Here is a 13,603-nt window from a genome sequence, read left to right as displayed (position 1 = left end):
TGGCCGCTGCGGTCAGTCGGCGTCGACCACGTGCAGCTGTGCCTGGACCACCTGCGCCTCGGCGCCGGTGGAACCGGGTGTCAGATTGATCGAGAACTGCAGGGTCACATCCATCGGGCGCAGGGCGAAGCGTGTCAGCTCCTGCGGCTTGATCGGGAAACCGATGCGCAGGGACTGGCCCGCGCGCAGCTCCTGCATCTGCTGCCGCAGCGCGGCCGAAGCCATGCCGCTGCGCAACGCCGTGGTCTTCTCGGAGTGGTTGTCCTTCACCCTGACCGACGGGCCACGGCTGCGGATGTACTCCAGCGGCAGCGATACAGGCTCGCTGCCGCTGTTGCGCAGTTCCAGTTCGACGTTGAGGGTGTCGCCACGGAAACGGCACTGGGCATCGTCCACGCAGCGCGCATGAAGTTCGATCATGGGAGGAAGCTCCTTGCTGTGGGCCGGCAGCGCTGCGGCAGCGGCAAAAGTGGCAATCAACGAAATCACTTGACGGTGCATGTTATCTCCCGGCCGATTTCCCGGCTCAGCAGTTCACGTACTTCCCGCGCGATGTTCCAGGCATGACGCGGCCGGGTCACCGCGCAGTCCACGGAATTCATGATGGTCGCCGCCGGATCGGTCAGCTCACGGGAATCCGGAACGGCAACCAGCACCTCCGGATCCAGAGTGCCATCGGGCTGGACGTAACGCACGGTCTCTTCGTCCGGGTCGTTGTACGAATACTCGTCCGGCACGCCCAGGGTGTGGGCGAACTCGTGGGCGAAGGTCCAGGCCGTGGTCGACACGGAGACATCGATATCCGGGAATTCCACCTGCTCCCGGTCATAGGTGCGATGAACGATCAGCCTGTAGTCGCTGCCGCCCTGCACCCACCGCACTTCGTAGCGGATCGGGAAGCTGCGGGTGCCGCACGCGGGATCATGGACGTCCAGCGTGAACCGGCCGTTCCAGAACTGATCGATGCCGCGCTCCATGCGCGCCTTGACCGCCGCCACCTCGGCAGCGGTGACGCCGGGCTTGGGCATCACCTGCACCTTGATCGACACCACCACCTCGCCCTGGGCCTGCAGCGGAACATCGATGCGGTAGCTGACCTGGAAAGGATAGTCATGCTTGTCGCCATTGACGTCATAGGCTTCGTAGTAGCGCCCGTCCACGTCACGGTCGATCTGCGCATCATGGTCCGCCACCCAGCACTGCGGCGCGTCCTCGTCGCGCACGGCGGTGCCGGGCGCTGCGAAGGGGGGTGTCTGCAGGGTGGGCTTCAACAACGGCGCGACGATCGCTGCGATCGCCGCCACTCCGGCGCCTGCACCTGCGCGCCCTCCACCGCCGGCCACCACGTGGGCGCGCTGCTGCTTGCCCGATACCAGTGCGCAACCGCAGCTGGCCCTGTCGCCATCGCGGGCGACCGGCTGGCCATCGATGACCAGGGTGGCATCGCCGGAAACGATCGAACCCGGACCATGGCGTGCACAGATGACACGGTCGCCGACACGCGCCACGGCGCGCCCTTCGATATCGGTATGCGGGGAACCTGTAAGGACCGAACCGCCCGTCTGCAGGGCGTCACCCACCACGATCAGCATCCGTGACATCGTTGCGCGGCCCCTCCGTGGCCGGTGGTCGTTCTGGAATCAGCCGGCAAGTCTACCCCGGAGCGACCGCCAGCAGGATGATGCATTGCACAAAAACCGGACCCGTTCCGGGTAGAATCCTCTGCAAGGATGCTGCAAGGCGTTGTTTCTTCACGCCCTTCCCCTGCCCAGCGCGCATCCTGATCTCCTCCCCTCCGCCAACGATCCCGCCCCCATGAAGAAATTTGGCAAGGCCCTGCTCGCCCTGCTCGTGCTGTTCCTGCTGGCTGCCGCCGTGTTCCTGTACTGGCCGCTGACCCAGCGCTCCGTCCCCGCCGCCAGCAACGACAAGCCTGTCGACGTTGTGCTGGTCGGCGCCGGCATCATGAGCATCACCCTGGCCACCTACCTGCAGGAACTGCAGCCGGACTGGAACATCCAGGTCTATGAACGCCTCGACGGCGTCGCCGGCGAAAGCTCCGACGGCTGGAACAACGCCGGCACCGGCCACTCGGCATTCGCCGAGCTGAACTACACCCCGGAACTGCCCGACGGCAGCATCGAGACCAAGCGTGCGGTCGGCATCGCCGAATCGTTCGAGGTCTCGCGCCAGTTCTGGTCGCACCAGGTGAAGGAAGGCCGGCTCAGCGAGCCCAGCGACTTCATCAACCCCACGCCGCACATGAGCTTCGTCTGGGGCGATGACAACATCGCCTACCTGCATAAGCGCCAGCAGGCGCTGGTGAAGAACCCGCTGTTCTACGGCATGCAGTACTCGGAAGACCCGGCACAGATCCGGCAGTGGGCTCCGCTGATGATGGAAGGCCGCGATCCGAAGCAGAAGGTCGCTGCGACCTGGATGCCACTGGGTACCGACGTCAACTTCGGCGTGATCACCCGCCAGTTGACCGCCGGCCTGCAGCGCAGTCCGAACTTCAGCCTGCACCTGAACCACGAAGTCTCGGCACTGCGGCAGAACGCGGACAAGAGCTGGAACGTCACGGTGAAGGACCTCAAGGCCGGCACCGAGAGCACCACCCACGCCCGCTTCGTGTTCATCGGTGCCGGTGGCGCCGCGCTGAAGCTGCTGCAGATGTCAGGCATTCCCGAGTCAAAGGACTACGCCGGCTTCCCGGTGGGCGGCCAGTTCCTCGCCTTCCAGGGCCAGGACGTGACCTCACGCCATGGCGTCAAGGCCTATGGCATGGCCGAGACCGGTTCGCCGCCGATGTCGGTGCCGCACCTGGATGCGCGCAAGCTGGACGGCAAGCCGGTGGTCCTGTTCGGACCGTTCGCGCTGTACAGCACCAAGTTCCTCAAGCACGGCTCGTGGTGGGACCTGTACTCGTCGGTGACCCACAACAACGTTGCGCCGATGCTGGAAGTGGGCAAGGACAACCTGGACCTGGTGCAGTACCTGATGAGCCAGGCGCGGCTGAATGATGCCGACCGCCAGGCCGAACTGGTCAAGTACTTCCCCAATGCCAAGCCGGGCGACTGGAAGCTGGTCACCGCCGGCCAGCGCGTGCAGATCATCAAGCGCGATCCGTTGAAGGGTGCGGTGCTGCAGTTCGGTACCGAGATCGTGACCGACAAGGACCACACCATCGCCGCGCTGCTGGGCGCTTCGCCCGGTGCCTCGACGTCGCCGCCGATCATGCTGGATCTGATGGCCAAGGCCTTCCCTGAGCAGATGAAGGCCGGCTGGGAAGCCCGCCTGCGTGAGATCGTGCCCTCCTACGGGCGCAAGCTCAACGACAGTGCGGCACTGGTCAACGAGATCCGTTCGATGACCAGCCAGACCCTGAAGCTGCCCTACCTGGAAGTGCCGGCCGATGCCACGGCTGCACCGGCCACACCGCCGGCGCCGACGCCGACGCCGACGCCGGGCAAGGAAAAGCGCAACGCCAACGAGGAACTGCAGGCGCTCTGAGCCCGGTTCTTCGATGACACCTACGGACGGCCACCTTCGGGTGGCCGTTCGCATTCAGGGAGCTCGGCTCCGCCGGGGCTCGCGGTGCGTGTCCCAGGCATCGACCAGCCCGGGCGAATTGTAATGTTGTTACGAACGATTTACATTTGCGCCTCGCGCGGACCGCCCGCGCTCACCAGACGGACCTGACCCAGCCCGAAGCCGCCGCCCCGGGTACCGCCCGGCTGTTGCCGCCCTTCCGACTCTCCCGCATCGAGCCCACCAAGATGTCCCTGCACTCCCCTACCCGCCCGCTCCGTCGCGCGCTGCTTCCGGCCGCGCTGCTCGCATCCCTGGCCCTGTCGACACCGTCAGCGTTCGCCGCCGGCGATGCCGCAGCCGATGCCAAGACCCTGGACCGCGTCAGCGTGCGCGCCGACCAGGCTGCGCCGCCCTCAAGCAGCACCCGCCTGCCGATCACCCTGCAGGAAACGCCGCAGTCGGCCACGGCCATCAGCCTGCAGCGCCTGCAGGACGAATCGCTGTTCAGCATCAACGACGTGCTGCGCAACGTCACCGGCGTCAGCGTGTCCTTCTATGACACCCAGCGCCCGCTGTACTACGCCCGCGGCTTTGCCATCACGGACTTCCAGGTCGATGGCATTCCGACCTACAGCGGCTCCACCAACCAGGAATACGACACCGCCTTCTATGACCGCATCGAAGTGATCCGCGGTGCCAACGGCCTGCTCAGCGGCGCGGGGGTGCCTTCGGCCACGGTCAACCTGCTGCGCAAGCGCCCCGGCAAGGACTTCGACGCCTCGTTCTCGGTGAGCGCCGGCAGCTGGGACTACCGGCGCATGGAGGCCGACGTCACCGCGCCGCTGACCGCAGATGGCCGGTTCCGCAGCCGCGTGGTCGCCGCCTATACCGATCGTGATTTCTATTACGACCGCTACAAGGAGAACAAGATGGCCGGCATGGCGGTGCTGGAGGGCGACCTGACCGACAGCACCACGGTCACCCTCGGCTACCAGACCCAGGACAACAACCCGGTCGGTTCGACCTGGGGTACCGTGCCGTTCTTCGACAGCCGCGGCGACTTCGCGCACCTGCCGCGCTCGACCAACCTGGCACCGAAATGGAGCTACTGGCAGCGCGAGACCAGCACGGTATTCGCCAACCTGGAGCAGCGCTTCGGCGAGGACTGGCTGCTGAAGATCAACACCGCCCACACCCGTGGCAATGTGCAGAACATGCGCCTGTACGGCACCGGCAATCCCGATCCGGCCACCGGTGCGGGCATCTACCTGCGCACTGCCGCTGGCGACTCCGAGGACACCCGCCGCAACATCGATGCCTACCTGACCGGCACGTTCCCGCTGTTCGGCCGCGAGCATGACGTCACCCTGGGTGCCCAGTGGTCCGATCTGGAAGGCACCACCCACACTGTTGCCCTGAACTACCCGCGCGACTGGGCCACCTGCGGCCGCGAACGCTGCTACTACATCCCCAACGTGTACGACTGGAACGGCGACATCTCCGAGGTGACCTACACCCGTACCGGCGCGCGCCGCGTGCAGAAGACCACGCAGAGCGGCGTCTACCTGGCCGCGCGCCTGCGCCTGGCCGATCCGCTGTCGTTGATCGCGGGTGCGCGCCTGAGCCGCTGGGAAACCCTCAGCCGCTCCTACAGCGTGGCCGGTGCGTATACCGGGACCAGCGGGGCCTACAAGGTCAGTGATGAAGTGACCCCGTACGTGGGACTGGTCTACGACGTCACGCCGCAGTTCTCGGTCTATGCCAGCTACACCGAGATCTTCAACCCGCAGAACTTCAAGGACCGCAACGAGAACCTGCTGGCGCCGGTGCAGGGCTCGAATCTGGAAGCGGGCATCAAGACGCAGTGGTTCGATGGGCGACTGACCGCCAACGCCGCTGTGTTCGAGGCCAAGCAGGACAACTATGCCGTGCGCGACATGGGAGTGCCGGAAGGCTCGCTCAGCGATGGCACCTCGGCCTACATCGGCGTCAACGGCACCAAGTCGCGTGGCTGGGAAATGGACGTCAACGGCGAGATCCTGCCGGGCTGGACGGTCAACGCCGGCTTCACCCATGTCAAAGTGACCCGCGCCGCCACCGACCTGCTGTACGCCAACCCGCCCGAAGACCTGCTGCAGCTCAACACGCAGGTGCGCCTGCGCGGTGCACTGGAACGCCTGAGCCTGGGCGCCGGCGTGCAATGGCAGAGCAAGGTGCAGGGCTACAACATCCCCTACCCGCTGGGCGGCACGGTAACCGTGAACCAGCCGGCCTACACGCTCGTGCAGTTCAACGCCAACTACCGCATCAGCGACAACTGGACGGCAACGCTGAGCGTGCGCAACGCGCTGGACAAGACCTACTGGGCGAACCTGGACTACAACAACTACGGCGAACCGCGCTTCGTCGCCGCCAGCCTGCGCTGGAAGTTCTGAGAACGACCGGCTGAAAGCCTGCAACCTGAATGGGCCCGCCATTGGCGGGCCCTTCTTTTTGCTGCGCTGCAGGTTGCGTCGCCTTCCGTAATTATGGCGTAATTATCTCAACGCCAATCGGAAGCCGGTCGATGAACCCGAGCTGGGACACGCTGGAACGCAGCCGCCAGGCACGTCTGCAGCGGGCTGCGCCCTGGAGCAGAGGCCGTGCAGTGGCCGCCGACGATGTGGGCGAGCTGCTGCACGCCCTGCTTGAACCCGGCGACAAGGTCTGCCTCGAGGGCAACAACCAGAAGCAGGCCGACTTCCTGGCCGAATGCCTTGCCGGGCTGGACCCCGCCCGCGTGCATGATCTGCACATGGTGCAGTCGGTGCTGTCGCTGCCCTCGCATCTGGACGTGTTCGAGCGGGGCATTGCCTCGAAGCTGGACTTTTCCTTCTCCGGCCCGCAATCGGTGCGACTGGCCAACCTGGTAGCCGAAGGGCGGATCCAGATCGGGGCCATCCACACCTACCTGGAACTGTTCGGCCGCTACTTCATCGACCTCACGCCGCGCATGGCCCTGGTCGCAGCGCAGGCCGCCGACCGCGACGGCAACCTCTACACCGGGCCGAACACCGAAGACACGCCAGTGATCGTCGAGGCGGCCGCCTTCCGTGGCGGCATCGTCATCGCCCAGGTCAACGAGATCGTCGACACCCTCCCCCGCGTCGATATCCCCGCCGACTGGGTCAACTTCGTCGTGCAGGCACCGCGCCCGAACCACATCGAACCCCTGTTCACCCGCGACCCGGCACAGATCTCCGAGATCCAGGTGCTGATGGCGATGATGGCGATCAAGGGCATCTACGCCGAATACGGTGTGAACCGGCTCAATCACGGCATCGGCTTCGACACGGCCGCGATCGAACTGCTGCTGCCGACCTATGCCGAATCGCTGGGCCTGAAGGGCAAGATCTGCCAGCACTGGGCGCTCAATCCGCATCCGGCGCTGATTCCCGCGATCGAGTCGGGTTTCGTGAAGTCCGTGCACTCGTTCGGTTCGGAACTGGGCATGGAGAAGTACATCGCCGCGCGCGGTGATGTGTTCTTCACCGGCGCCGATGGCTCGATGCGCTCCAACCGCGCGTTCTCGCAGACCGCCGGCCTGTATGCGTGCGACATGTTCATCGGCTCGACGCTGCAGGTCGACCTGCAGGGCAACAGCTCCACCGCCACCCGCGACCGCATCGCCGGCTTCGGTGGCGCGCCGAACATGGGCTCGGATGCGCGCGGCCGCCGTCATGCCAGCGACGCCTGGATCAAGGCCGGCCAGCAGGCCGCACGCCCGGGCGAGATGCCACGCGGGCGCAAGCTGGTGGTACAGATGGTGGAGACCTTCCGCGAACACATGGCACCCGCATTCGTTGACCGCCTCGATGCGTGGGCGCTGGCCGAACGCGCTGGCATGCCACTGCCACCGGTGATGATCTACGGCGATGACGTGAGCCATGTGCTGACCGAGGAAGGCATCGCCAACCTGCTGCTGTGCCGCACCGCGGAGGAGCGCGAACAGGCGATCCGCGGCGTGGCCGGTTACACCACGGTCGGTCTGGGCCGCGATCGCGCGATGGTGGAGAACCTGCGCGACCGGGGCGTGATCCGGCGACCGGAAGATCTCGGCATTTCGGTGCGCGACGCCAGTCGTGACCTGCTGGCCGCGCGCTCGGTGAAAGACCTGGTGCGCTGGTCAGGCGGTCTCTACGACCCGCCCAAGCGCTTCCGCAACTGGTAAGGGGTACGCGATGGAAACCCTCGACTATCGATTCGACGGAAGAACCCCGGTGCGGTTCCCGCACGACGCGGTGCTGGTGGGCGTGCTGGCGTCCGGCAATCTGGAAGTCCTGCTGGAACCTGCCGCGCAGGACGGCGCAATGACCGTGCATGTCGTCACCGCCGCGCAGGGCTTCGGCACCATCTGGCAGGCGGTCATCGGTGATTTCGCCCGGCGGCATCCGCTGCGCGACGTGCGCGTATCGATCAACGATGCCGGTGCCACCCCGGCGGTGGTCAGCCTGCGCCTGGACCAGGCGGTGGAGACACTGCTCGCCGGAGACCCGCGATGAATCCGATGCAACGACGCAGCTACCACGAGGCCGATGCCCGTGCCCGTATCGCCGGGCTGGTCGATGCCGGATCGTTCACCGAGTATCTCGGGCCGGCCCGGCGCGCCATGAGCCCGCACCTGGCACAGCTGGACCAACCCGCCGCGTTCGACGATGGCATCGTGGTCGGTGCAGCCTCGCTGCGTGGCAGGCGTGTGCTGATTGCTGCACAGCAGGGCGAATTCATGGGGGGCGGTGTCGGCGAAGTGCATGGCGCCAAGCTGACCGGCCTGCTGCGCCGGGCCGCGCAACACAGGCCCGACGGTGTGCTGCTGCTGCTCGACACCGGCGGCGTGCGCCTGCATGAAGCCAATGCGGGCCTGATCGCCATCTCCGAGATCATGCGCGCGACCCTGGACGCGCGCGCCACCGGCGTGCCGGTGGTGGCCCTCATCGGCAGCGGCAACGGCGCCTTCGGCGGCATGGGCATCGTCGCCCGCTGCTGCACCACGGTGATCATGTCCGAGGAAGGGCGACTGTCGCTGTCCGGGCCGGAAGTGATCGAGACCGTGCGCGGCGTAGAGGAGTTCGACTCGCGTGACCGTGCCCTCGTATGGCGGGTGACGGGCGGCAAGCACCGCTACCTCATCGACCAGGCGCAGGTTCTGGTTCCCGATGCCATCGATGCATTCGCCCAGGCCGCATTCGAGGCGCTGCAGCCAGACGCCGCCAGCGCAGACGCCGATGCCGCGCTGGCCGCGCTGCAGCAGCGACATGCCGCCCTGCAGGCCCGGGCAGAGGCCTGGGGGGACTGCCACGATGGTCTGGAGATCTGGGCACGCCAGGGAATCGATGATCCCGAGCGCCTGCCGCTGCTGGACACCGACGCGTTCCTCGCCGCCACCGCCCACAGGAAACTGCCATGACCGCGCCGCTGCAGCCCCTGCTTGACGCGCTGTTCCCGCGCGGCCACGACGTAACCGTGCACGATTCCGTGCTGACGGGAAGCGCCAGTACCGAAGATGGCGAGGTCACGGTCATCGGCACCACTGACAAGCTGGAAGTCGGTGTCGATCATGCGCTGGCACTGGCGGCAACAGTACTCGCCAGCACCGCCGCACATCCGCAGCGACCGATCGTGATGCTGGTGGATACCGCAGGCCAACGCCTGTCGCGCCGCGACGAACTGCTCGGCATCAACGGTTACTTCGCCCACCTCGCGCAATGCCTGGACGTCGCGCGGCGACGCGGCGCACGGCTGGTGACCCTGGTCCATGGCGAGTCGGTCAGCGGTGGCTTCCTCTCGTTCGGCCTGATGGCGGACACCATTCATGCGCTGCCGGATGCCCAGGTTCGGGTGATGGATCTGCGGGCGATGGCTCGCGTGACCAAGCAACCGCTGGAAAAGCTGCAGGCGCTGAGCCTGACCTCGCCGGTGTTCGCACCCGGGGTGGAAAACTACGTGGCGATGGGTGCGGTACGGTCCCTGTGGTCGGGCGAGCTGGCGCAGGCCTTGCTGGATGCCCTGCGCGCGCCGGCCGACGGCGACCACCGTGCCGCACTGGGTGCCGAACGGGGGGGCCGCCTGCAGGCGGCTGCCGTCGCGGGCGCGGTGGCCAACGGCGATGCCTGAGCGTCTGGCCCGCCACACGCTGGTCTGGTTGTCGGCCCACGCCGACTGGCGGGCCGATGTGGCTGCGCAGGAACCGCGGCTCGCCGCATGGTTCGCGCAGGGATTGCCGGCAATGGTCGCGCGACGCGCGGCAGACGACCCCGATTCCCGCCTGCGGCTGGGTGTGCCGTTGCCACCGTGCGAAGGCAAACAGCGGCTTGCACTGCGGGTGCCGCTGCAGGATGTACAGCGTCGGCAGGCGCCGCCGGCACTGAGCGACATCCTGGCGGCAGGCGTATGCCCCGCCTGGCAGGCACCGTTGCACGCTCTCGCCACGCTCGCGCCGGCCCGTGTGTTCGGCGCATTCGCCTGGCAGCACGTTACTGGCCTGCCCTATGTGCATGACCGTTCCGATATCGACCTGCTCTGGGAGGTCCCGGATGCGGCGCGGGCCGATGCGCTGGTGACTCGGCTGCGGGCGTGGGAAGCGCAGCATCCGCAGCGGGTCGACGGCGAGCTGTGCCTGGCCCGCGGTGCTGCGGTGAACTGGCGCGAGTACGCCGGCAGCAGCCGTCAACTGCTGGTCAAACGCCTTGACGGCGCAGCCCTGGAAGCACGCCACCGTCTATTCGAGGGCAGCGGGGTGGCCGCATGAACGCCGTCGCGCCGCGCCTTGCCGGCCGCAGCACCGCGCCCGACAGTGCACGCCTAGGCCGCATGGCGATCGCCGCGCTGCATGCCGAGCTGGCCTGTGCGCCCAAGCCCGGCCTGGTCACGCCGTTCGACAGCGGCAGCCATGACGACATGGATGCCGGTACGTTCCTGCGCAGCCTGTTTGCCCTGCGCCACTATTTCACTGCGGTTGCCCGCGATGGCGCCGCCGAAGCGCCGTTCCATCGGCTGCGCGACCACGGCCTGGCCGCCGAAGCGGCGATGCTGCGCGCCACCGGCGGCGTCAACACCCACCGCGGCGCGATCTTCAGCCTGGGCTTGCTGGTGGCAGCGTCAGCCTCGTGCCGCACGCGTCTGGGCCGAGCCGCGACAGGTGAACAGGTATGCCAGGCGGTCTGCCAATGGGCGGACGCCTTCGCCACCTCGCCCCTGGATGTGAACAGTCCGGGGCAGCGCGCGCGCGCCCGTCACGGCGTGCCCGGCGTACGCGAGCAGGCGGCCGCTGGATATCCCCTGCTGCGTGGGCTGGCCCTGCCGGCACTGCGCCATGCGCTGGGCGCAGGGCTGCCACGCGAAGCTGCACTGGCCCATACCCTGATGCATCTGGTCGCAGAGGTCGAGGATCTGAACCTGCTGCATCGGGGCGGTGTTGCCGGATTGCGCTGGGCCCAGCAGCAGGCACGCGGATTCCTCGACGCCGGCGGTGCCTTTGCCGCCGGCTGGCAACCCCGCCTGCAGGACATCGGCGATGCCTTCGTCGCACGCCGGCTCAGCCCGGGTGGCAGCGCCGATCTGCTGGCCTGCAGCGTCTTCCTGCTGTTGCAGGAGCAGGCGTGATGCTGGCCCTGCTCTGTCCGGGACAAGGTGCCCAGCATGCTGCGATGTTCGATCACGTGCGCGGCAACAACGCCGCGCATGGCGTGCTGCTCGCCGCCAGCGAGGTGCTGCAGCGCGATGTGTTCACCGCCGCCGCGGCCGAGGACCGGTTCGACAATGCGCAGGCACAACCACTGCTGTGCGCGGCCAGTCTGGCGCAGTGGCACGCCCTGCGCGATGCATTGCCGGTGCCGACCGTGGTGGCCGGCTACAGCATCGGCGAGCTGGCGGCGCATGCCATTGCCGGCACCTTCGACGCTGGCAGCTGCCTGGCCCTGTCGGCACAGCGCGCGCATCTGATGGACGGTGCCAGCGCGGCAGGCGCCGGCATGCTGGCGGTGCTGGGCCTGGATCGTACGGCGTTGCAAGCGCTGTGCGATGCGCAGGGTACCCACATCGCCATCGTCAACGGCGAGGATCACTTCGTTGTGGGAGGCATCCGGCACACCCTGCAGCCGCTGGCCGATGCGGCGCACGCGCTCGGTGCGCAGGTGCGTCCGTTGCCTGTCCACGTCGCTGCCCACACGCCCCTGCTGGCGGCTGCGGTGGCGCCCTTCGCCGCCGCGCTGGAGCGCTCGGGCATGCGGGCACCCCGCCTGCCGCTGCTGGCGGGCGTCGATGCACGGCCCGTGCGCGATGCCGCAACGGCGGTGCACAGCCTGTCGGCACAGCTGGCACAGACCATCGAGTGGGCACAGGTGATGCGGCAGGCCTTCGAGCGCGGCGCGCGGGTGTTCCTGCAGCTGGGCCCGGGCAATGCGCTCGCACGCATGGTCGCGCCGTCCTATCCCTGCTGCGAGTTCCGCGCGGTGGAAGAGTTCCAGAGCCTGCATGGCGCTGCGGCATGGGTCCGCAGTGCGCTGCAGCGCCTGCAGTAACGGGTTCGAGCAGTACGTATCACGCAACACTGCAGTACGTCGCCTTACCCCGGGGATGGCGGGTCTCCATCCGCGCTGTACGTGAGCCACGTGTCTGGGAGGGCGCATGAGTCCACAAATCGCAACGATCATCGGTCTGGTGATCATGTTCATCGTCGCCACCGCACTGCCGATCAACATGGGCGCAGTGGCCTTCGCACTGGCCTTCATCATCGGTGGTGTCTGGGTCGGCATGGGTGGCAAGGAAGTCCTCGCCGGCTTTCCCGGCGATCTGTTCCTGACCCTGGTCGGCATCACCTACCTGTTCGCCATCGCGCAGAAGAACGGCACCATCGACCTGCTGGTGCACTGGGCGGTACGCGCGGTGCGCGGCCACATCGTGGCCATTCCGTGGGTGATGTTCGTGGTCACCGCGGTGCTGACCGCCTTCGGCGCCCTCGGCCCGGCAGCGGTGGCGATCATCGGTCCGGTCGCGCTGCGCTTCGCCAAGCAGTACAACATCAACCCGCTGATGATGGGCCTGCTGGTCATCCATGGTGCGCAGGCCGGCGGCTTCTCGCCGATCAGCGTGTACGGCAGCATCACCAATGGCGTGGTGCAGAAGGCCGGGCTGGAGGTCACCGAGATGGCGGTCTTCCTGACCAGCCTCGGCTTCAACTTCATGATGGCGATCATCTGCTTCCTCGCCTTCGGCGGCATCGCGCTGATGCGACGTGGCTCGATCACCGCGGGCGGTGCGGAACTGGCAATGGCCGGTGGTCCGCAGGCGTCGTCGCGGCAGTTCGCCATCGAAGGCCATGGCGCGCTGGTGGCGGCCGGCGGCGGCACCCTGAGCAACGATCCGGCGGCGCTGGATGCAGTGGGTCTGACCCGGGAGCGGTTGTTCACCCTGGTCGGCCTGCTCGGCCTGGGCGTGGCGGCACTGATCTACAACCTCAACGTCGGCCTGGTGTCGATCACCGTCGCAGTGGCGCTGGCACTGCTCTCGCCGCAGAGCCAGAAGGGTGCGGTGGATGGCATCAGCTGGTCGACCGTGCTGTTGATCTGTGGCGTGGTGACCTATATCGGCGTGCTGGAGCATGCGGGCGCGGTCGACTTCATCGGCAACGGGGTCTCCAACATCGGCATTCCGCTGCTGGGCGCTCTGCTGGTGTGCTACGTCGGCGGTATCGTCTCCGCATTCGCATCGTCCGCGGCGGTGCTCGGCGCAACGATTCCACTGGCGGTGCCGTTCCTGATGCAGGGGCACCTGGGTGCAGCCGGCGTGATCTGCGCACTGGCAGTGTCGTCCACCATCGTCGATGTCAGCCCCTTCTCCACCAACGGTGCACTGGTCGTGGCATCGGCGGCGAAGGAAGAACGCGAGACGCTGTTCCGCCGCTTCCTGGTCTACAGCGGCCTCGTGGTGGCATTGGGGCCGCTGCTGGCCTGGCTGGTGTTCGTGGTGCCGGGCTGGATGTAGGCGATGACCGGTCGTGCCGGCTGACGGCCGGCACTACCGCCAGCGGGTA

General features: G+C 67.3%; 12 protein-coding genes. 10 read left to right on the top strand and 2 right to left on the bottom strand.

From position 1 onward, the window contains the following. Nucleotides 1-12 precede the first annotated feature (12 nt). Both ACZLIF_RS05590 and ACZLIF_RS05585 read right to left on the bottom strand, forming a co-directional pair. Nucleotides 13-420, bottom strand: coding sequence for a hypothetical protein (locus ACZLIF_RS05590; RefSeq protein WP_053516196.1), 408 nt, complete (start codon nt 418-420; stop codon nt 13-15). A 65-nt stretch (nt 421-485) separates the two neighbouring features. Next, on the bottom strand, nt 486-1,601 hold the full coding sequence (locus tag ACZLIF_RS05585; protein WP_080375221.1) for a PAAR domain-containing protein: 1,116 nt from the start codon (nt 1,599-1,601) through the stop codon (nt 486-488). Between the two features lie 214 nt (nt 1,602-1,815). Here ACZLIF_RS05585 and mqo point away from each other — a divergent pair, with 214 nt between their 5' ends. The 10 genes from mqo to ACZLIF_RS05535 all read left to right on the top strand — a co-directional run bounded on the left by mqo (nt 1,816) and on the right by ACZLIF_RS05535 (nt 13,554). After that, on the top strand, nt 1,816-3,513 hold the full coding sequence (mqo, locus tag ACZLIF_RS05580) for a malate dehydrogenase (quinone) (RefSeq protein ID WP_128989340.1): 1,698 nt from the start codon (nt 1,816-1,818) through the stop codon (nt 3,511-3,513). Nucleotides 3,514-3,779: 266 nt separating this feature from the next. Continuing rightward, a complete protein-coding gene (locus tag ACZLIF_RS05575; protein ID WP_053516245.1) occupies nt 3,780-5,969 on the top strand; it encodes a TonB-dependent siderophore receptor in 2,190 nt (729 codons plus the stop codon). Nucleotides 5,970-6,100: 131 nt separating this feature from the next. Beyond that, nucleotides 6,101-7,744 carry a malonate decarboxylase subunit alpha gene (gene mdcA, locus ACZLIF_RS05570; RefSeq protein ID WP_128989342.1) on the top strand — a complete coding sequence of 548 codons (1,644 nt, stop codon included), beginning with the start codon at nt 6,101-6,103 and terminating at the stop codon, nt 7,742-7,744. 10 nt (nt 7,745-7,754) lie between these two features. Further along, nucleotides 7,755-8,075, top strand: coding sequence for a malonate decarboxylase acyl carrier protein (mdcC, locus tag ACZLIF_RS05565; RefSeq protein WP_128989343.1), 321 nt, complete (start codon nt 7,755-7,757; stop codon nt 8,073-8,075). After that, nucleotides 8,072-8,980, top strand: a complete 909-nt coding sequence (locus tag ACZLIF_RS05560) for a biotin-independent malonate decarboxylase subunit beta (RefSeq protein WP_128989344.1) — start codon at nt 8,072-8,074, stop codon at nt 8,978-8,980. The genes mdcC and ACZLIF_RS05560 overlap by 4 nt, the downstream gene beginning before the upstream one ends. Next, nucleotides 8,977-9,687, top strand: coding sequence for a biotin-independent malonate decarboxylase subunit gamma (mdcE, locus tag ACZLIF_RS05555; protein WP_053516205.1), 711 nt, complete (start codon nt 8,977-8,979; stop codon nt 9,685-9,687). The genes ACZLIF_RS05560 and mdcE overlap by 4 nt, the downstream gene beginning before the upstream one ends. Beyond that, nucleotides 9,680-10,321 carry a malonate decarboxylase holo-[acyl-carrier-protein] synthase gene (gene mdcG, locus ACZLIF_RS05550; protein WP_128989345.1) on the top strand — a complete coding sequence of 214 codons (642 nt, stop codon included), beginning with the start codon at nt 9,680-9,682 and terminating at the stop codon, nt 10,319-10,321. Before mdcE ends, mdcG begins: the two co-directional genes overlap by 8 nt. Then, nucleotides 10,318-11,175, top strand: coding sequence for a triphosphoribosyl-dephospho-CoA synthase MdcB (gene mdcB, locus ACZLIF_RS05545; RefSeq protein ID WP_128989346.1), 858 nt, complete (start codon nt 10,318-10,320; stop codon nt 11,173-11,175). The genes mdcG and mdcB overlap by 4 nt, the downstream gene beginning before the upstream one ends. Then, nucleotides 11,172-12,092, top strand: coding sequence for a malonate decarboxylase subunit epsilon (gene mdcH / locus ACZLIF_RS05540; protein ID WP_128989347.1), 921 nt, complete (start codon nt 11,172-11,174; stop codon nt 12,090-12,092). Before mdcB ends, mdcH begins: the two co-directional genes overlap by 4 nt. Nucleotides 12,093-12,198: 106 nt before the next feature. Beyond that, nucleotides 12,199-13,554 (top strand): SLC13 family permease, encoded by a 1,356-nt coding sequence (locus ACZLIF_RS05535; RefSeq protein ID WP_053516216.1) that lies wholly within the window; start codon nt 12,199-12,201, stop codon nt 13,552-13,554. Nucleotides 13,555-13,603 lie beyond the last annotated feature (49 nt).

The organism is Stenotrophomonas sp. 2201_Sma (assembly GCF_056486685.1).
Note: the sequence above shows the minus strand (reverse complement) of the source record. Positions and strands in the feature narration are given on the sequence as shown.